The organism is Pseudoalteromonas sp. NH0006-26, from assembly GCF_057552415.1.
Genome location: NZ_BAAJMJ010000007.1, coordinates 27,860 through 47,716, shown reverse-complemented (window position 1 = coordinate 47,716; position 19,857 = coordinate 27,860). Strand labels below are relative to the sequence as shown.

Annotated in this window: 18 protein-coding genes and 10 tRNA genes; 9 read left to right on the top strand and 19 right to left on the bottom strand. The window is 41.1% G+C overall.

The genetic code is table 11. The annotated features are described in order from the left end of the window. Positions 1–9: 9 nt before the first annotated feature. The 3 genes from ybeY to miaB are packed head-to-tail and all read right to left on the bottom strand — an operon-like array spanning position 10 to position 3,031. Positions 10–468, bottom strand: a complete 459-nt coding sequence (gene ybeY, locus AC27JR_RS11805; RefSeq protein ID WP_008115159.1) for an rRNA maturation RNase YbeY — start codon at positions 466–468, stop codon at positions 10–12. A 4-nt stretch (positions 469–472) separates the two neighbouring features. Beyond that, a complete protein-coding gene (locus AC27JR_RS11800) occupies positions 473–1,531 on the bottom strand; it encodes a PhoH family protein (protein ID WP_008467977.1) in 1,059 nt (352 codons plus the stop codon). Between the two features lie 54 nt (positions 1,532–1,585). Then, entirely contained in the window at positions 1,586–3,031 is a 1,446-nt protein-coding gene (miaB, locus tag AC27JR_RS11795; RefSeq protein WP_008467975.1) for a tRNA (N6-isopentenyl adenosine(37)-C2)-methylthiotransferase MiaB, read from the bottom strand. Positions 3,032–3,288: 257 nt separating this feature from the next. On the opposite strand from miaB, the gene AC27JR_RS11790 reads away from it, so the two are divergent. After that, a complete protein-coding gene (locus AC27JR_RS11790; protein WP_487173689.1) occupies positions 3,289–4,470 on the top strand; it encodes an FAD-dependent oxidoreductase in 1,182 nt (393 codons plus the stop codon). Positions 4,471–4,775: 305 nt separating this feature from the next. Here the strand turns inward: AC27JR_RS11790 and AC27JR_RS11785 are convergent. From AC27JR_RS11785 to lolB, 16 genes are all read right to left on the bottom strand, one after another. Further along, positions 4,776–4,850: transfer RNA gene (locus AC27JR_RS11785), tRNA-Gln, on the bottom strand. Between the two features lie 39 nt (positions 4,851–4,889). Then, positions 4,890–4,974 (bottom strand) — tRNA-Leu (locus AC27JR_RS11780). A 39-nt stretch (positions 4,975–5,013) separates the two neighbouring features. After that, a tRNA-Gln gene (locus tag AC27JR_RS11775) sits at positions 5,014–5,088 on the bottom strand. A gap of 40 nt (positions 5,089–5,128) precedes the next feature. Next, positions 5,129–5,213 (bottom strand) — tRNA-Leu (locus tag AC27JR_RS11770). 66 nt (positions 5,214–5,279) lie between these two features. Next, a tRNA-Gln gene (locus tag AC27JR_RS11765) sits at positions 5,280–5,354 on the bottom strand. 41 nt (positions 5,355–5,395) lie between these two features. Next, positions 5,396–5,480, bottom strand: a tRNA-Leu gene (locus AC27JR_RS11760). A gap of 175 nt (positions 5,481–5,655) precedes the next feature. Then, positions 5,656–5,732: transfer RNA gene (locus AC27JR_RS11755), tRNA-Met, on the bottom strand. Positions 5,733–5,737: 5 nt separating this feature from the next. Next, a tRNA-Gln gene (locus tag AC27JR_RS11750) sits at positions 5,738–5,812 on the bottom strand. A 39-nt stretch (positions 5,813–5,851) separates the two neighbouring features. After that, positions 5,852–5,936 (bottom strand) — tRNA-Leu (locus AC27JR_RS11745). Positions 5,937–6,005: 69 nt separating this feature from the next. Further along, positions 6,006–6,082: transfer RNA gene (locus tag AC27JR_RS11740), tRNA-Met, on the bottom strand. Between the two features lie 311 nt (positions 6,083–6,393). Next, complete coding sequence (gene ychF / locus AC27JR_RS11735; protein ID WP_008115165.1) at positions 6,394–7,485, bottom strand: redox-regulated ATPase YchF; 1,092 nt, start codon at positions 7,483–7,485, stop codon at positions 6,394–6,396. A 55-nt stretch (positions 7,486–7,540) separates the two neighbouring features. Then, complete coding sequence (gene pth, locus AC27JR_RS11730; protein ID WP_008115166.1) at positions 7,541–8,125, bottom strand: aminoacyl-tRNA hydrolase; 585 nt, start codon at positions 8,123–8,125, stop codon at positions 7,541–7,543. Positions 8,126–8,143: 18 nt separating this feature from the next. Beyond that, the gene (locus tag AC27JR_RS11725) at positions 8,144–8,758 is read right to left on the bottom strand and encodes a 50S ribosomal protein L25/general stress protein Ctc (protein WP_008115167.1); all 615 of its coding nucleotides are present in this window, start codon (positions 8,756–8,758) and stop codon (positions 8,144–8,146) included. A 149-nt stretch (positions 8,759–8,907) separates the two neighbouring features. After that, positions 8,908–9,855, bottom strand: a complete 948-nt coding sequence (locus AC27JR_RS11720) for a ribose-phosphate pyrophosphokinase (protein ID WP_008115168.1) — start codon at positions 9,853–9,855, stop codon at positions 8,908–8,910. Positions 9,856–9,941: 86 nt separating this feature from the next. Further along, positions 9,942–10,799, bottom strand: a complete 858-nt coding sequence (ispE, locus tag AC27JR_RS11715) for a 4-(cytidine 5'-diphospho)-2-C-methyl-D-erythritol kinase (protein ID WP_076920290.1) — start codon at positions 10,797–10,799, stop codon at positions 9,942–9,944. Positions 10,800–10,801: 2 nt separating this feature from the next. After that, complete coding sequence (gene lolB, locus AC27JR_RS11710) at positions 10,802–11,389, bottom strand: lipoprotein insertase outer membrane protein LolB (RefSeq protein WP_487173688.1); 588 nt, start codon at positions 11,387–11,389, stop codon at positions 10,802–10,804. An 83-nt stretch (positions 11,390–11,472) separates the two neighbouring features. Between lolB and hemA the strand changes: the two genes are divergently transcribed. From hemA to kdsA, 8 genes are all read left to right on the top strand, one after another. Beyond that, positions 11,473–12,729, top strand: a complete 1,257-nt coding sequence (hemA, locus tag AC27JR_RS11705) for a glutamyl-tRNA reductase (protein WP_487173687.1) — start codon at positions 11,473–11,475, stop codon at positions 12,727–12,729. Between the two features lie 7 nt (positions 12,730–12,736). Beyond that, entirely contained in the window at positions 12,737–13,822 is a 1,086-nt protein-coding gene (gene prfA / locus AC27JR_RS11700) for a peptide chain release factor 1 (RefSeq protein ID WP_008115176.1), read from the top strand. Between the two features lie 2 nt (positions 13,823–13,824). Continuing rightward, positions 13,825–14,664 carry a peptide chain release factor N(5)-glutamine methyltransferase gene (gene prmC / locus AC27JR_RS11695; protein WP_076920288.1) on the top strand — a complete coding sequence of 280 codons (840 nt, stop codon included), beginning with the start codon at positions 13,825–13,827 and terminating at the stop codon, positions 14,662–14,664. A 55-nt stretch (positions 14,665–14,719) separates the two neighbouring features. Continuing rightward, the gene (locus tag AC27JR_RS11690) at positions 14,720–16,273 is read left to right on the top strand and encodes a DUF3369 domain-containing protein (protein ID WP_487173796.1); all 1,554 of its coding nucleotides are present in this window, start codon (positions 14,720–14,722) and stop codon (positions 16,271–16,273) included. A gap of 18 nt (positions 16,274–16,291) precedes the next feature. After that, complete coding sequence (locus AC27JR_RS11685) at positions 16,292–16,666, top strand: SirB2 family protein (RefSeq protein ID WP_008115181.1); 375 nt, start codon at positions 16,292–16,294, stop codon at positions 16,664–16,666. A gap of 129 nt (positions 16,667–16,795) precedes the next feature. Then, positions 16,796–17,623, top strand: a complete 828-nt coding sequence (locus tag AC27JR_RS11680) for a tetratricopeptide repeat protein (RefSeq protein WP_008115182.1) — start codon at positions 16,796–16,798, stop codon at positions 17,621–17,623. A gap of 20 nt (positions 17,624–17,643) precedes the next feature. Further along, positions 17,644–18,897, top strand: a complete 1,254-nt coding sequence (locus tag AC27JR_RS11675) for a DUF819 family protein (RefSeq protein WP_008115183.1) — start codon at positions 17,644–17,646, stop codon at positions 18,895–18,897. Positions 18,898–18,906: 9 nt separating this feature from the next. Then, a complete protein-coding gene (kdsA, locus tag AC27JR_RS11670; protein ID WP_008115184.1) occupies positions 18,907–19,761 on the top strand; it encodes a 3-deoxy-8-phosphooctulonate synthase in 855 nt (284 codons plus the stop codon). Positions 19,762–19,857: the final 96 nt, after the last annotated feature.

The window sequence follows — 19,857 nt, the reverse complement described above, 5'->3', positions numbered from 1 at the left end:
TCCGTTTATTTAAATATCGTCCCGGTATGGGTCTGCTATGTTTAGTTCAGCAAGTAATTGCTTTTCTATACTTTCCATCTCTAACGCATCTTCACTCTTTATATGGTCAAATCCAAGTAAATGCAAGCATCCATGAATAACCATATGAGCAAAGTGGTCATGAAATGACTTTTCTTGCTCTTGCGCCTCAGCCAAAACAATGGCAGGGCAAATAATTAAGTCACCCACAAGTGGGATATCAATACCCGGTGGCGCTTCAAATTCAAACGATAATACGTTGGTAGGCTTATTTTTACCGCGGTAGTCATTATTGAGCTGTTGCGACTGTGCTTCATCGCTAATAACAATGGTCAGCTCAGACTCATCACGATATTGGCTAAGCACTTTATCGGCCCACATGGCAAACTGCTCAAGGCTAGGTAAGTTGTCAAACTCACACGCTATTTGTAAATCAAGTTCTGTTTTCACGGTGTTACTCTTTAGTCGCAGGTTGCTCTTGAGCGGCGAGCGCTTCTTTGGCTTGTTGTTTCTCTAATCGCTTAAGACGCTCACGTTCATCGTTGCGCTCATAGGCTTCAACAATACGTGCTACCACAGGGTGGCGTACTACATCGTGCGATTTGAAAAAATTAAAGCTAATTTCATCAACGCCATCTAACACTTCAATAGCATGGCGAAGACCAGAGCGCGCACCACGAGGTAAATCAACTTGGGTTATGTCGCCGGTGATCACCGCTTTAGAATTAAAACCAATACGGGTTAAGAACATTTTCATTTGTTCTGTGGTGGTATTTTGGCTTTCATCTAAAATAATAAACGCATCATTAAGAGTACGGCCGCGCATATAAGCCAGTGGCGCAATTTCAATGATGTTTTTTTCAATCAGCTTTTCAACACGCTCAAAACCAAGCATCTCAAATAACGCATCGTAAAGTGGGCGTAAATAAGGGTCTATTTTTTGGCTTAAATCACCGGGTAAAAAGCCGAGTTTTTCACCCGCTTCAACTGCAGGGCGAGTGAGTAATATACGGCGAATTTCTTGGCGTTCTAGTGCATCAACTGCCGCTGCAACGGCAAGGTAGGTTTTACCTGTACCCGCTGGGCCAATACCAAAGGTAATGTCGTGGTGCAAAATATTAGCAACATATAAGCCTTGGTTATCGTTGCGAGGTTTAATAACGCCACGACGAGTTTTAATCATCATTTCTTTGCCATAAGCACTGTGTGCAACATCTTGCTCTAGTGTTTTAGACTCTGTGATGGCTAAATGCACGTTATCAGGCTCTATTTCGCCAATTTCTCCACGCACAGGCTGAGTATCAATATAAAGGTTTTTTAAGATCTCTACCGCGCCGGCGCTACTGTGTAGTTTACCGGTTACTTTGAAAAAGTTGTCACGATGAATAATTTCAACACCTAGACGGCGTTCAATTTGTTTGATGTTTTCGTCAAACGGGCCACATAATGAAGAAAGGCGTTTGTTGTCGGCAGGTTCTAAATAAATCTCTAATGTTTTTAACTGATTACTCAAAATTACTTCCTATTACAGTGCGCCAGCGTTAACTGGCGCAATGAATTTTTGCAACTAAGGTACGAAAGTAGCAACGCCAATTTCGTTAGCTGTCTCGGTTTTTTGCTCACTCGCTGCTTTGGTTAAAATAGCAGAAGGCGCAATTTCGCGGCGTAAGTTCATTTCTGATTCTGTACGAATTAAATCGCCACGTAAAGAGTTTGGTAGTGCCTCGGTAATACGTACGTCAACAAACTGACCGATCACTGTGTGTGGGCCAACAAAGTTAACTACACGGTTGTTTTCAGTACGCCCACGTAGTTCCATCGGGTTCTTCTTAGAAGGACCTTCAACTAAAATACGTTGCTCTGTATCAAACATTTGGCGGCTAATTTGCTGCGCCATTTGTGTAATACGGTTTTGTAATAAGTACAGGCGCTCTTTTTTCTCTTGCTCGGTCACGTCATCTGGTAAATCGGCCGCTGGCGTACCTGGGCGTGCACTGTAAATAAAGCTAAAGCTCATATCAAAACCAATATCGTTGATAAGGTTCATGGTGGCTTCAAAATCAGCCTTGCTTTCACCTGGGAAACCTATGATGAAATCTGACGACATGCTTAGGTTAGGGCGAATTTTACGTAGCTTACGAATAGTTGATTTGTACTCAAGTGCAGTATGGCCGCGTTTCATTAAATTTAAAACACGGTCTGAGCCACTTTGTACTGGTAAATGTAAGTGATCAACTAGCTCAGGTACATCGGCATACGCATCAATAATGTCGGGAGTAAACTCTACAGGGTGTGAGGTGGTGTAACGAATACGGTCAATCCCGTCAATTGCGGCTACTAAACGAATCAGGTCTGAGAAATAGCAAATTTCACCATCGTGTGTATCACCACGGTACGCATTTACGTTTTGACCTAATAGGTTTACTTCACGTACGCCTTGCTCGGCTAACTGTGCAACTTCTAATAGCACGTCATCAACAGGACGGCTCACTTCTTCACCACGAGTGTAAGGTACAACACAGAAAGTACAGTATTTAGAACAACCTTCCATAATTGATACAAACGCAGAAGGGCCTTCCGCTTTTGGCTCTGGTAAGCGGTCAAATTTTTCAATCTCAGGGAATGAAATATCAACAACTGATGACCCTTTGTTACCTTGCACTTGTTTAATCATTTCAGGTAAACGGTGCAAAGTTTGTGGACCAAAAATAACATCTACAAACGGCGCACGTTGGCGAATTGAATCACCTTCTTGCGATGCAACACAGCCGCCTACACCAATAATAAGGTCTGGTTTGTCATCTTTTAATAACTTCCAACGGCCTAGTTGGTGGAATACTTTTTCTTGCGCTTTTTCACGAATTGAACAGGTGTTAAGTAAGATAACATCAGCATCAGCAGCTTCTTCAGTTAGCTGATAGCCGTTGGTAGCATCTAGAAGATCAGCCATTTTCTGAGAGTCGTATTCGTTCATCTGACAACCCCAGGTTTTAATATGCAGCTTTTTGCTCATTGAAATATAGCCTCGTGTTCAATTCGATAGTGGCACAAACATGTGCTAGAAACAGGTATAAGTGGCGTAACTATTAAAATTTCGCTCGACTTAAAGGACGCGTATTTTAGCTGGATACACGCTCAAAACCAAGTATAGATTTCATGTTTGTGATCTGAAATCAATATAGTATGGGTTTAATAAGAGAATTAAGCGAAGCGCTCACACTGAGCAAACTAATTACGATACAATCGAAGCAGAGTTAAGTCAGAATTAAAATGATGAAAAACATGGCTAAAAATAATGTAATTATAGTAGGGGGCGGCATGGTTGGTGCCGCCATGGCTATTAAATTAGCGCAACAAGGCAAAGCCGTACGTGTTATTGAAAAACACCCAATAGATGCATCACAGGCACTTAGTAGTGATGATGTTGATATACGTATTTCGGCTATTAACCGCTTTTCTGAAAAATTGCTTGATCAGCTCGGTGCAATGCCATTACTACGAGCAAATAGATTGGCTCCCTATGAACAATTAGAGACTTTTGAGCGCGGTAACGATCATTTACTATTTGATTGTCATGCTATTAATACCACCCATTTAGGTCATTTAATTGAGAATAAGCTAATCCAAGCCAGTTTATGGCAGCAATTTGAGCAACATAATATTGAAATGATTAATCCTTCATCGGCTTTAACGGCAATAGAGCAAAACCTTGATAGCATTACCTTGCACTATAACGAGCAAAACTATACGGCCGATTTAGTCATTGCAGCAGATGGTGGACAATCACAATTACGCAGTAAAGCCAATATTGGCATAACAGGCTGGCAATATCAGCAGCATTGTATGGGCGTATTAATAAAACTAGACGCCCCACAACAAGTAAAAACATGGCAGCAGTTTACACCTTCGGGGCCTGTTGCGTTTTTACCTATGCAAGCACCTTACGCAAATTTAATTTGGTATGACGATGCAAATACCCTCAAAGCATTTAAAGATCTATCGCCTAGTGCGTTAAAGGCCCGGATTGTTGAAAAGTTTCCAAAGCTTGCTGGTGATTTTGAAGTACAAAGCCATGCTATATTTCCTTTAGCAAGGCAGCATGCCAATAATTATTCACAAGGCAGACTTGTTTTAGTAGGCGATGCGGCGCACACCATTAACCCCTTGGCAGGACAGGGCGTTAATTTAGGTTTTCAAGATGTGGCTGCATTAGCTGAAGTGTTGCGTACAGCAGATGATGTAGGTTGCCCGCTAATGCTTCAAGAGTACGAGCGTAGTCGTCGTAACGCCAATTTATTAATGATGAGTATGATGGATGCTTGCTACTTTGGTTTCTCAAATCAAATAGCCCCATTAAAATGGGCGCGTAGCACGTTTTTAAAGTTAGCCAATAATGCAGGGCCGGTAAAAAATTGGGTATTAAAATACGCAATAAGCGGTGAGCTTAGTTAATAATAGTTAATAATACCAATCCGCAATAATACTTAATCATTTTGAGGGGCTAAACGTGTCGCTACCTGTGTTAAAAAATACTCATTTAGAACAACTAAATAGCGAATTTTTTGCCTAGCTATCAACACGTTTTTCCACCCTCAAAATAGCTCACTTAATTAAGCGAATTGGTATAAAAGGCTCAAATTTGGGTCTTTTTTTTATGCCGGTAAAAAAATTATGTTGATTTATAAAGATAGAGGAAAAGATATAAATTAAGGGATTTAGCAAGTCGTAGAACAGAGTAATCAAGGAAGTGTGCAAATTGGCTGGGATACCAGGATTTGAACCTGGGAATGCCAGGATCAAAACCTGGTGCCTTACCGCTTGGCGATATCCCAACTCTAAATTTGGATGAGTTTTAGTTCTAGTTAAGAACATGGTGCGGAAGGAGAGACTTGAACTCTCACATCCTAAGATACTGGAACCTAAATCCAGCGCGTCTACCAATTCCGCCACTCCCGCAGTTCTTATTCTTATACAACATTCTTTAGTAGAAGAAGTTGGCTGGGATACCAGGATTTGAACCTGGGAATGCCAGGATCAAAACCTGGTGCCTTACCGCTTGGCGATATCCCAACTAAGAAATTGCTGATAGTTTTAATTCTTATCAAGAATGTGGTGCGGAAGGAGAGACTTGAACTCTCACATCCTAAGATACTGGAACCTAAATCCAGCGCGTCTACCAATTCCGCCACTCCCGCATACAAATTTATATTTAGACTCCTAACAGAGTATTTCTTAATTCAACGTTCTTTGGTAGAAGAAGTTGGCTGGGATACCAGGATTTGAACCTGGGAATGCCAGGATCAAAACCTGGTGCCTTACCGCTTGGCGATATCCCAACTAAGAAATTACTGATAATTTTAATTCTTATCAAAGAATATGGTGCGGAAGGAGAGACTTGAACTCTCACATCCTAAGATACTGGAACCTAAATCCAGCGCGTCTACCAATTCCGCCACTCCCGCATCGAGTATACAGGTATTCATGTTTTGGAACCTAAATCCAGCGTCTTATTCAAGACAACTGCCAATTCCTCCACTCCCGCATTATCACTTTGAATTAATCAAAGAAATGGTAGTTATTTTAAACTCTTCATTGAGTTGCAATTTAACTCTTGCAGAGCCACTTCTAGAAAAGAAATGGTGGCTAAGACGGGATTTGAACCTGTGACCCCATCATTATGAGTGATGTGCTCTAACCAGCTGAGCTACTTAGCCATTGTTGGCTGGGATACCAGGATTTGAACCTGGGAATGCCAGGATCAAAACCTGGTGCCTTACCGCTTGGCGATATCCCAACAATAAACAATTGATAGTTTTAATTCTTATCAAGAATATGGTGCGGAAGGAGAGACTTGAACTCTCACATCCTAAGATACTGGAACCTAAATCCAGCGCGTCTACCAATTCCGCCACTCCCGCATTATCACTTTGAATTAATCAAAGAAATGGTAGTTATTTTAAACTCTTCATTGAGCAACAAAAAATAAATGGTGGCTAAGACGGGATTTGAACCTGTGACCCCATCATTATGAGTGATGTGCTCTAACCAGCTGAGCTACTTAGCCATCTTTTTTGTTAGCACTTCATCGCTGAGTGCGGGGCGTATTATGCTGATATGCCCCAAATTCGTCAACACCTTTTTTGCAAAAAAACACTTAAGTTGGTTTGTTTGCAGGAAAAATAGGCTAACCGGCTACTTTTTAATTAAAACGTTGCTTTTTTAACACTCTTTATGAGCTGAGTATTATAATTTTAGCTTTGCTTTACGTTTGAAAGCTTATTACTAGGGTAGACTAATATTCGGCTGAAAATAAAAAAAGCCCGTAAAAACGAGCCTTTTAAAACAATTAGCCACTCAAGGTGGTGCAGTGTTTAATTATACGTTGAACAAGAAGTTCATTACATCGCCATCTTTAACAATGTATTCTTTACCTTCTTGACGCATTTTACCTGCTTCTTTTGCACCGCTTTCGCCTTTACATGCAATAAAGTCATCAAAAGCAATTGTTTGTGCACGGATAAAGCCACGTTCAAAGTCGGTATGGATTTTACCTGCAGCTTGCGGCGCTGTTGCACCCACAGGGATAGTCCATGCGCGAACTTCTTTTACACCCGCAGTAAAGTAGGTTTGTAAGTGCAGTAATTCATAACCGCCACGAATAACAAGGTTAAGCCCAGGCTCTTCAAGACCAAGGTCAGCCATAAACTCTAACTTGTCTTCATCTTCAAGCTCAGAAAGCTCAGACTCGATAGCGGCACACACAGGTACTACAACCGCATCTTCAGCGGCAGCTATTTCACGCACACGATCAAGTAGTGGGTTATTTTCAAATCCATCTTCAGCAACGTTAGCAATGTACATAGTTGGTTTGATGGTTAAGAAGTTAATAGGTGCAATTGCTGCTTTTTCTTCTTTTGTTAGTGCTAAAGAACGTAAAGTTAAGCCTTCATCAAGATGCACTTTTACTTTTTCAAGTACTGCATTTTGCTCTTTTGCGTCTTTATCACCGCCTTTTGCTTTTTTTGCATTACGGAAAATTGCTTTATCAGCACTGTCCATATCAGCAAGCACAAGCTCAGTGTTGATCACGTCAATGTCATCCGCAGGGTCAATAGTACCCGCTACGTGAATAACATTTTCATCTTCAAAACAGCGAACTACATGGCCAATCGCATCTGTTTCACGAATATTTGCTAAAAACTGATTGCCTAGGCCTTCACCTTTCGATGCACCTTTAACTAAACCCGCAATATCCACAAACTCCATACTTGTCGTAAGAATACGTTGTGGGTTAACAATTTTAGCAAGTTCGTCTAGGCGAGGATCTGGCACCGGTACCACACCTGTATTAGGTTCAATGGTACAAAAAGGAAAGTTAGCGGCTTCAATACCCGCTTTAGTCAATGCATTGAAAAGTGTTGATTTACCAACATTAGGCAAGCCAACGATGCCACATTTAAAACCCATAGTAAGATACCTTGTTTAGATTCGTTTAAAACGTGTGTACGTATACCCTAAAAAGTTAGGGCTTAAACGAATGTAGTCTGTTTTGTGCTTTTAACACACCGTCTTTAGCAAGTATTTCCATACAACGAACTGCTTCATCAACTGCGGCATCCATTTTTTCCTGATCTTCCTTGGCTGCTTTTCCAAGCACCCAACCGGTGACCATTTCACGATGTCCAGGATGACCAACACCTATGCGTAAGCGCATAAAGTCTTTTTGATTTGCCATTTTTGCAATAATGTCTTTTAAGCCATTATGACCGCCATGTCCGCCGCCTTTTTTTAATTTAGCAACGCCCGGGTCTAAATCCAATTCATCATGGGCAACAAGTATGTCTTCCACTGGGATTTTAAAAAAATTGGCTAAACTACTCACCGCTTTGCCACTTAAGTTCATGTAAGTGGTGGGGATCAGTAATTTGAATTCTTTGCCTTGAATAATCACTTTGCCAGTAAGGCCGTGATATTTAGGGTCGTGTTTTAGCGTGCAGTTGTAGCGTGCAGCGAGTTCTTGAATGAACCAAGCACCTGCGTTGTGGCGTGTATTTGCGTATTCGGGGCCTGGATTAGCCAGGCCCACAAGCATTTGAATAGAATTCAAGGTGCGAGACCTTAAATATTATTCTGCAGCGTCTGAAGCGTCGTCTTCAGTTGGAGCTGCTTTGTTAGCTTTGATAGTAACGATAGACTGATCGTGGCCTTCGCCTTTACCAAGCTCAACAGATTGAACACCTTTAGGGAACGCAAGATCTGTAAGGTGGATTGAATCACCAGCAACAAGATCAGAAACGTTAACTTCGATGAATTCTGGAAGTGACTTAGGAAGACAAGAAATTTCAACTTCAGTTAACTGGTGAACAACAGTTGCACCTAACTTAGTTACTTTATCTTCACCGATGAAGTGTAAAGGAACCTTAGTTACTAGTTTGTGAGTTGCGTCTACACGTTGGAAATCAAGGTGAGTAAGCTTAGGCTTGAAAGGGTGACGTTGGATATCTTTTAAGATAGCTTCAACTTTCTCGCCACCTACATTCAATGTAAGAATGTGAGTGTAAAAGCCTTCGTCTTCTTGTGCTTTGATCATATCTTTATGTTCAAAAGTAAGCGATAAAGCTTCTTTATCAGCTCCATAAAGGATTGCCGGCACTTTGTCTTCGCGACGTAGGCGGCGGCTCGCACCAGTACCAGTTTCTACGCGAAGTTCAGCGTCATAAGTATAAGTTGTGTTAGACATAATGTCTCCAATAATTAAAAGTGTTAGGGCCTTTGCGACCAAGGTCCCTAGCCAAAAGGCGCGCTATCATACCACCGCGGGTTTATAAAATAAACATCGCTTACAAAAAAAGCGCCAAAAGGCGCTTTTATACTCATTAATGTTTAACTTTAGTGTTCAAACATTGCCGAGATAGATTCTTCGTTGCTAATGCGACGAATAGTCTCTGCTAACATATCTGCAAGCGTTAATACTTTAACAATATCAAGTGCTTTTAGTTCGTCAGACAGTGGAATTGAGTCAGTTACAATTACCTCATCAATCACAGAGTTACGTAAGTTTTCTGCAGCCGTACCAGAAAGAATTGGGTGAGTAGCGTAAGCAAATACACGTTTAGCGCCATGTTCTTTAAGGGCTTCAGCCGCTTTACACAATGTACCACCGGTATCAATCATGTCATCAACAATAATACAATCGCGGCCTTCAACGTCACCAATAATATGCATAACTTGAGAAACGTTAGCTTGAGGGCGACGTTTATCAATAATAGCTAAGTCGGTATCGTTTAATAGTTTTGCAATTGCACGGGCACGTACAACACCACCAATATCAGGTGATACAACTACCACGTCATCAAAGTCGCGGTTTTTCATATCTTCTAATAATACTGGGCTACCAAATACGTTATCCACTGGTACATCGAAGAAGCCTTGGATTTGCTCAGCGTGTAAATCAACCGTAAGAACGCGGTCAACACCTACACTTGATAAGAAATCCGCAACCACTTTAGCTGTAATTGGTACACGCGCAGAACGAACACGACGATCTTGACGAGCATAACCAAAGTAAGGAATAACAGCAGTGATACGACCGGCAGATGCACGGCGTAGCGCATCAACCATAACGATAAGTTCCATCAGGTTATCGTTAGTAGGAGCACAGGTTGATTGTAAGATAAAAACATCCGAGCCACGAACATTTTCATTAATTTGAACACTGATCTCACCGTCACTAAAACGGCCAACAACAGCATCGCCTAATTCAATATATAAACGTTTTGCAACTTTTTGAGCTAGGTCAGGTGTTGCGTTACCAGCGAAGAGCTTCATGTCAGGCACGGTAGGGTTCCTCAGGCACTGAATTTTTGGACTAACTTACATTGAATGAACAAAGTAGGTTAACTTGTGATTACTTGTACGTTACTTCATTTATCAATGATGGCGGCTAACTCCGTGTGAGCAGGAGAAGTATTAACGCTTGAAGCGATAAACCCCTGCCAAGTATGGGGGAGGTTAGCAAGTACATCTTGTGCTTGAACTTGGCTAGCAAATTCAACAAAACAACATGAACCTGTTCCGGTCATCTTTGATGGGGCGTATTTTAGCAACCACTGCAGGGTTTTTTCAACCTCGGGACACAGCTTTTTCACTAAAGGCTCACAATCGTTAGTTAAAATCTGCTGTTGCCAGTCACCTGAAAGCTTAGGTGTGTCGCGTTTTAAATCCGGGTGAGTAAATATTTTTGCAGTGCTGACATGCTGGTTTGGAAAAACAACGCAGTACCATTTTTGTGGCAGTTTAACATACTCTAATTGCTCGCCAATGCCATGCGCTATGGCACTTTTACCTTTAATGAATACAGGTACGTCTGCACCGAGTTTTAACCCTAAATCTGCAAGTTCATCTGATGTAAGGGCAGTATTCCACAGAGTATTAAGGGCTAAAAGTGTTGTTGCTGCATCGGATGAACCGCCACCAACGCCTCCGCCCATAGGCAAACGTTTGGTTAAATTTATTTTTGCACCTACATTCACTTTACACTGAGTTTGTAGTAACAACGCTGCTTTATAAATCAAGTTGTCCGTTAACGCAATGTCATGAGTGTCGCCGCTAATACTAATATTTTTATCATTACTAAGCGTAAAATGGAGTTCATCGCCATAGTTCAAAAATGTAAACAGGGTTTCTAATTCATGATAGTCATCATCGCGGCGACCATTAATATGTAAAAATAAATTTAGCTTAGCTGGGGCAATCAGCGAAAATTCACAGAGAGTATTCATAATTAGTTAAACTGCCAATCGTAGAGTTTGATTTTAATTTTAATCTTTTGATGGGTTAAGGTTAAGGCGTTTGGCAACCAAAAACCGTATTTTTGCACATAACTGGTGTAGTTTATTTGCCATTTTTTGCCATCGCCATCAAACCATAACACGCTTCTAGCACGGCCTAACTGGTCAACGTCTAAGGTTTGATCGTCAATAGTCGCTTTTAACCACTGACCGGCGTTATTAACCGGCAAAGTAAACCCTGTCAAGCGCTGTAAAAGTTTACTCGCATTAGTATCAAAAAACTGTTGATCATCAAATATTAATTCAGCGCCCATTGCGGTTTGTTTGAGCGATAAAATCCGGGTGCCAATAAATGTGGTTAACACTAAATGATTGCTATTTTGTGTTTGTTGCCAATTTAAGTTGGCAGATTGACGTTCATCAGGGCTAATAAACGCTAATTTACCTTCCACCTGCCAAGTTTTTTGTTCGCTAAGGCGTAACTTCCAGCCTTCGTAAGTTTTTGTATTATAGTTGTTTTTATTAGCGCAGCCCGTTAAAAAAACAAATAACAGGGTTAAAATAAAATATTGTCGAGTCAAATGTTGTTCCTTACTTTCCATATTCCTGAGATTTTTGATAAAATTGCCGCCTATGTAGTAGGGCTCAGCAATATTTGGCAGATATGACCATAATAGCACTTGGTATTAATCACAAAACCGCATCCGTAGATTTACGAGAAAAAGTGGCCTTTTCGCCTGAGCAAATTTCAGAGGCGCTACAACAATTAAGTGGCCATGCCGACTTTAATGAGGCGGTTATTGTCTCTACCTGTAATCGCACTGAGTTGTATTGTAGCCTTGCGCAGCAAAATTCCCAAACATTGTTGCAATGGTTAGCCAGTTTCCATGGTTTAGATGAACATGAACTGAGTAAAAACATTTATTGTTATGAAGACGGCGCAGCAATAAATCATTTAATGCGTGTAGCTTGTGGGCTTGACTCATTAGTATTAGGCGAGCCACAGATTTTAGGGCAAATAAAGCAAGCTTATAATAGTGCAAAAACCCACGATGCGGTGGGCGTTACTTTTGATCGTTTGTTTCAAAAAACCTTTTCAGTGGCAAAAGAAGTACGCACCGAAACCAATATTGGCGCGAGTGCGGTATCGGTCGCATTTGCTGCGGTTAATCTTGCAAAGCACATTTACGGCAAGTTAGACAAAACCAAGGTGTTATTAATTGGTGCCGGTGAAACCATTGAGCTGGTAGCAAAACATCTATACCAAAATGAACCGCAAAAAATAACCGTAGCTAATAGAACAATTGAACGCGCTCGCGGCTTAGCTGATGAAGTATCAGCAGATGTTATTGCTTTGGCACAATTACCTGAACGATTACACCAAGCCGATATTGTTATTAGCTCCACTGCCAGTACTTTGCCTATTATTGGTAAAGGGGTAGTAGAACAAGCACTAAAACAACGCCGTTATAAGCCAATGTTATTTATAGATATTGCTGTGCCGCGCGACATTGAGAGTCAAGTAGGTGAGCTTGACGACGCTTACTTATATTCGGTTGATGACTTACAAACGATTGTTAGCGAAAACATGGCAGCGCGTGAGCAAGCGGCAGAGCAAGCACAAATTATTATTAGTGAGCGCACCAAAGAGTTTTTTATGTGGCTGCGTTCACTCGATTCAGTGGATTTAATTCGCCACTACCGTAATGATGTACAAACAACAAAAGCAGAGCTTGTAGATAGGGCGATTAGCCAGCTAAATACAGGTAAAAATGCAGAAAAAGTAATATTAGAGCTAGCCAATAAATTAACCAATCGCTTAATGCACGCGCCTACCCGTGCCATCCAAGATGCAGCGAAAAAAGGTGAAGTGGCTCAGTTAAATCAATTGAAAAAAATGTTAGGTATAGATCAGGAATAACAGTTAAATGAAAGAGTCCGTTTATCGTAAATTAGAAACCTTAGTTGAGCGCTATGAAGAAGTACAAGCGCTGCTAAGTGACCCATCGGTCATTAGTGATCAAAACCGCTTTCGTACTCTTTCAAAAGAATACTCTGAGCTTGAAGAAGTGGTAAAAACATTTTTAGCGTACCAGCAAGCGCAAGAAGATTTGAGCAGTGCTGAAGAAATGCTTAAAGATTCAGACCCTGAAATGCGTGAAATGGCACAAGAAGAATATAAAGAAGCAAAAGCACAGATTTCGACTTTAGAAGACGATATTCAAGTTCTGATGCTGCCTAAAGATCCGAAAGACAATAACAACGTGTTTTTAGAGGTTCGCGCTGGAACGGGTGGCGATGAAGCGGCTATTTTTGCTGGTGACTTATTCAGAATGTACAGCCGTTACGCAGAAACAAAAAAGTGGAAAGTAGAAGTTGTCACCACCAACGAAGGTGAACACGGTGGGTATAAAGAAGTAATTGCTAACATCAGCGGTGAAGGTGTTTACGGGCAATTAAAGTTTGAATCAGGCGTGCACCGTGTGCAACGTGTCCCTGAAACTGAGTCTCAGGGCCGTGTACATACCTCTGCATGTACTGTAGCCGTTATGGCTGAAGTACCAGAAGCAGAAGCCATCGAAATCAATACTGCTGATATTAAAGTTGATACCTTTAGAGCATCGGGCGCGGGTGGTCAGCACGTTAATAAAACCGACTCTGCCATTCGTATTACCCATTTACCTACGGGTGTAGTGGTTGAGTGTCAAGATGAGCGCTCTCAGCATAAAAACCGTGCTAAAGCGATGTCGGTATTGGCTGCACGCCTTCAGCAAGCTGAAGATGAAAAACGTCATGCTGCTGAAGCATCAGAGCGTCGTAACTTAGTGGGCAGTGGCGATCGTTCTGAGCGTATTCGTACCTACAATTATCCACAAGGTCGTATTACCGATCACCGTATTAACCTAACACTTTATCGTCTTAATGAAGTGGTAGCGGGTGACTTAGGTGCCGTTGTTGAGCCACTAATGCAAGAGCATCAAGCCGACTTACTTGCAGCAATGGGCGACGATTAATCGTGAACCCCACTGTTGAAAACGCTATTGCTACAGGTGCTAATTTATTAGCATCAAGTAGTGATAGCGCAAAGTTAGATGCGCAGGTATTACTGCTCAATATTTTACAAAAACCACGAAGTTATTTATTTACTTGGCCTGAAAAACAGCTCACAGATCAGCAGTATCAGGCATTTCAACATGCTTGTGAACGTCGCTTACAAGGCGAACCCGTTTCGCACATTACTGGGTGCCGTGAATTTTGGAGTTTGCAACTTGAAGTGAACCCAACAACACTCATCCCTCGACCTGATACGGAAACCTTAGTTGAGCTTGCGCTTGAATGCGAAGTGCCTAAAAACGCGAAAGTACTTGATTTAGGTACGGGTACCGGGGCAATAGCACTGGCGCTAGGGAGTGAAATGCCTACTTGGGATATTACGGCTGTTGATCGTATTGATGACGCGGTGGCGTTGGCCAAGCGCAACCAACAACGTTTAGCGATAAATAATGTCACTGTTGAGCAAAGTAACTGGTTCAGTGCGTTAAAAAACAAAAAATTTGATCTAATTGTAACCAATCCACCCTATATAGAACATGACGATGTACACTTATATCAAGGCGACGTACGCTTTGAACCTTTGTCTGCATTAGTTGCAGATGATGCAGGAATGGCTGATATTAAACAAATAATTACACAATCACGTGACTATTTACACGCAAGTGGCTATCTTTTAATTGAACACGGATTTGAGCAAAGTGCAGCTGTTCGTCATATTTTCAATCAAATGGCGTTTATAAATGTAAGCACAGTGAAAGATCTTGGTAATAACGACCGCGTAACGTTCGGACAATGGCCCTAAATAATTTAAAATAGCTCCGTTGTTTGTTTGCATATGGTTTAAGGAATTCTATGTGATGGAAGATTTTTTATTTTCAAATGAACAACCACCTGAAGTAGCAAGTGAAGAGCAGGGGACATGGAAAGTTTTAATAGTTGATGATGAGCCAGAGGTTCATGCTGTAACCCGCTTAGCGTTAAGTGACTTTAAATTCCAAGATAAACGTTTGGAATTTATTAGCGCTTACTCAGGTGCAGAGGCAAAAAAGTTAATTGATGATCATCCTGATGCAGCCATCATCCTACTTGATGTTGTAATGGAAACAGACGACGCCGGTTTGCAAGTCGCGAAGTACATACGCGATACCGTTAAAAATAATTACATTCGTATCATTTTACGTACTGGGCAACCGGGGCAAGCGCCTGAACGCCAAGTTATTGTGAATTACGACATAAATGACTACAAATCAAAAACAGAACTCACCGCACAAAAACTATTCACCGTGATGATGGCTAGTCTTCGCTCGTATCGAGATATTATTTCTATTGAGCAGTCACGTGAGGGGCTAGAAAAAATAATTACCGCCTCTCGCAATATTTTTGCCACTCATTCAATGGATAACTTTATTGAGGGGGTGATGCAGCAGCTAACGTCCTTACTTAACGTGGCCGACGAAGCTATGTACGCCACCACCTTAGTTGCGCAAAATCCGTCAGAGGAATTAAATAAAAAACTGATTGTTTGCTCTGGCACTGGTGATTTTGCGAAGCGCGAAGGGGAAGAGCTCGAAACAGTACTGGCAGAAGATCAATTGCAAGCGTGCCAAGAAGCCCTAGCCAACAAAGCAATTGTTTACAGAGATGACTATTTGTTTGCCTACTGCAGTAGTAAGTTTAATCATAATTCGATGTTATTTGTATCCGGTGTGCCATCTAAACTGACGGATACGCAACGAAATTTAATTGAAATTTTTTCTCAAAATGTGCAGTTGGCATTTGAAAATGTACAATTACATACTGAAGTTGAAGCCACCCAACAAGAACTTGTTTATCGTTTAAGTGAAGCGGTTGAACAGCGCTCATGTGAAACGGGTAATCACGTAAAGCGGGTTGCTTATATTTGTTATGAGTTGGCATTAGGGCATGGATTATCTGAAGAGCAAGCGAATTTAATTCGTTTTGCATCGCCTTTACATGATGTGGGAAAAATAGGTATTCCAGATGCTATTTTAAATAAGCCTGGTAAGTTAAATAGCGATGAATGGGAAATTATGAAAACCCACGCAGGCAAAGGCTACGCCATTTTAAAAGATTCACCGCGTAAAATAGTCAGTGCAGGGGCGTTAATTGCACAGCAACATCACGAAAAGTGGGATGGTTCAGGTTACCCTTGCGGCTTAAAAGGCGAGCGTATCGATATTTTTGCTCGCATAGTGGCATTGGCAGATGTTTATGATGCACTGCGCCATAAACGTTGTTATAAAGGTGCGTGGACGCTTGAAGAAGCGGTTGCGGAGATCAATGCAAATAAAGGCACGCATTTTGATCCTAAACTTGTTGACGTATTCAATGATAGACTTGAAGAACTTGAGGCGGTACTTTTACGCTTTCCTGATAAAACACATAACTAAACAGAAGTAACAATACACATGGATTATTTAGCATTAAAACATACGCACATGGTAATTGCGCTAGTGAGTATTATTTTATTTTACGTACGTTCTTTTTCTCGCATGGGCAGTGGTAGCCTTGCTAAAAATAAAGTGGTTTTTATTGGTAGCCACAGTATAGACACTTTACTAATCATCTCGGCTATTACTTTAATGGCCATGGCTAAAATAAATCCATTAGAGCAACTTTGGTTATTAGAAAAAATTGTGCTGGTGGTTGTTTATATCGCTGTTGGGATTATTAGTGCTAAGCAAACCACGACATTACCTAAGGTCATCTTTTTAGTGTTTAACACTGCGGTTATCTTAGCTATTGGCTTTTTAGCAACTGCTAAAGCCCCGCTATTGTTATAATTAACAATATTTGTTTAAGCTTTGCACCCAAGGTGCAAAGCTTACCTCTTTAATTCATTTCTGATTATTGGTATCTAGCCTTAAAATTAGGTAAACTACGTGTTCGTTTTCTAGAATGTTGTAGTATGAATGACCACCCTCGGGTTTGATGAACACGATGAATCTTATATAGAAGATGCCTACGATGATTTTTTGCCACCGGCTATATATCGTTGTATTAAAGCAGAAGCTAAATGGGACCCTCAAATAGACTTAACACCAAGTCTTAAAATACTGACTGCGTTTGAGCAACAAATAGAGGCTATTTGTTCGCAAACACGCGATCCGCATGATCGTTTAGAACAATTACTTGATTGTTTTTACAGTCAGTGGTTATTTAGTGCGTCAAGCTTGAAAGTACCTGAGTACAAGCTAAATAGCATTAGTTACACCTTGTCTATGCGCAGTGGTACCCCCACGACCTTAGCTATTTTGTTATGCCATTTTTTACAGCACGCAAAACTTGATGCCAGTGTAAGTATAACTCAAGGCGAAGTGGGCATTCACGTCGCAATGAGCGATGATGAAGGGTATATTGTTGAGCCTAGCAGTGGTCAACAAAGCTGGTATATCATTCCTGAAAACAGCAACGAAGATAATGCACAAGAGCAAGAGCCTCTCGAGCTTATTTTTGAAGACGAAGTATATAAATTATTTTTAGCGCAACAAAAATGGTCTTTCATCAGTGAGAACAAATTTGGTCATGCGTTAACTTGCGTTGATTTGTTAATGGAAATGCTAGGGGATGATCCCTATGAGCGACGCGACAGAGGCTATTTACTAAATCAGCTTGGCTGCCCTAAAATGGCACGAGATGATTTACAATTTTTTGTTGATGAGTGTCCCGACGACCCTGCGATAGAAGTCATCCAACACCAAATCGAAGAACTTGAAGATAATCATAAAACCCACCATTAAAAATAAAAATAGGAAACGTTATGGCTGATCCCCAAACTGCGTTGATTACCAATGATGCTGTAGTGCTTGGTTTACTGGCGATTATTTTAGGCTTTATTTTTAAAACCTCGTCTAGTCAGCGTCCAGGGCTTGTAGCATTTTACAAATATGTGCCTGCACTATTGCTATGCTATTTTTTACCATCGTTATTAAATACCTTTGGTATTGTTGATGGCTCGCAGTCGAGTGTTTATTACGTTGCTTCGCGGTATTTATTACCTGCGTGTTTAATCTTATTAACCATTAGCATTGATTTAAGAGCGATTATTAATCTGGGCCCTAAAGCATTAATCATGTTCTTAACAGGAACCGCAGGCATTGTGATTGGTGGCCCATTAGCTATTTTAATCATGAGTGCCGTATACCCTGAAGCAGTGGGGGGTCATGGCCCTGATGCTGTTTGGCGCGGGATGACAACTATTGCGGGCAGCTGGATTGGCGGTGGCGCAAACCAAGCATCTATGAAAGAGATGTTCGAAGTTGGCGGTGATATTTTCTCTGCGATGGTCACTGTTGATGTGATTGTGGCTAATTTATGGATGGCAGTATTATTATTAATGGCGGCTAACCATAAAGCGATTGATGCCAAAGCGGGAGCCGATACCACTGCGATTGAAGATTTGAAGCAACGTGTTGAAAAATACCATGCAGAGCATGCCCGTATGCCAACGCTGAATGATTACATGATGATTATTGCTATTGCCTTTGGTATTACAGGTCTAGCACATTTTTGTGCTGATATTTTAGGGCCATTCTTTGCCAACAATTATGCATGGGCAAAAGAATACAGCCTAAATAGTAAGTTCTTCTGGCTTATTGTTATATCTACCACTATCGGTATTAGTCTATCGTTCACTAAAGTGCGTCATATCGAAGCCTTTGGCTCGTCTAAAGTGGCATCTGCCTTTTTATATATTTTAGTGGCATCGATTGGCCTGCATATGAATGTGATGGCGATTTTTGATTCACCAATGTATTTTGTGATTGGTGCGATTTGGATGCTAACTCACGCTGGCTTAATGCTGATTGTTGCTAAACTAATTAAAGCGCCGTTATTTTATATGGCTGTTGGCTCTCAGGCCAATGTAGGGGGCGCTGCTTCAGCACCTGTTGTTGCCGCTGCGTTTCACCCATCACTGGCACCGGTAGGTGTATTATTAGCAGTACTTGGCTATGGTGTAGGTACATATATGGCGTATATTTGTGGATTAATGATGCAAGCAGTTGCACCATAAGGAATTAAAATGAACAACCAAGTTATAAATATTAATCAAATAGAACTGGCAAATAATAAACCCTTTGTTTTATTTGGTGGCATGAATGTGCTGGAATCTCGTGATTTAGCGATGCGTATTGCCGAGCATTATGTTGAAGTGACTACTAAATTAAATATTCCTTATGTATTTAAGGCGTCATTTGATAAAGCAAATCGCTCGTCCATTAATTCTTACCGCGGTCCGGGCATGGAAGAAGGTTTAAAAATATTTGAAGAGATTAAAAACACCTTTAATATTCCTTTGATCACTGACGTGCATGAACCTCACCAAGCAGCACCAGTTGCAGAAGTTGTTGATGTTATTCAGTTACCTGCGTTTTTGGCACGTCAAACAGACTTAGTGGTCGCAATGGCTAAAACCGGCGCCATTATTAATGTTAAAAAGCCTCAGTTTTTAGCCCCGCATGAAATGCGTCATATCATTACTAAATTTAATGAAGCTGGCAACAATAATGTGGCCTTGTGTGAACGTGGTTCAAGCTTTGGTTATAACAACCTAGTGGTTGATATGCTGGGCATGGATGACATGAAAACCATGGCGCCCGTTATATTTGACGCCACTCATGCGCTACAACGTCCTGGCGGTCGAGCTGATTCAGCCGATGGTCGTCGTGCTCAAGCAGCAGAACTGGCTCGTAGTGGCATGGCACTGGGTATTGCAGGCTTATTTATTGAGGCACACCCAAATCCAAATGAAGCAAAATGTGATGGGCCTTGTGCATTAGCACTGAGTAAATTAGAAGGGTACTTATCGCAAATGAAAGCGGTTGATGATCTAATCAAAAGCTTTGCTCCGCTTGATACCAGTGCTAGCGATTTATAAGGCTTATTAACTTATTAAAAAGCGACTTAGGTCGCTTTTTTTGTGGCTTGAATATACTCTTTCCCAGCATAGGTATATAATTCACCGCATAAGAAA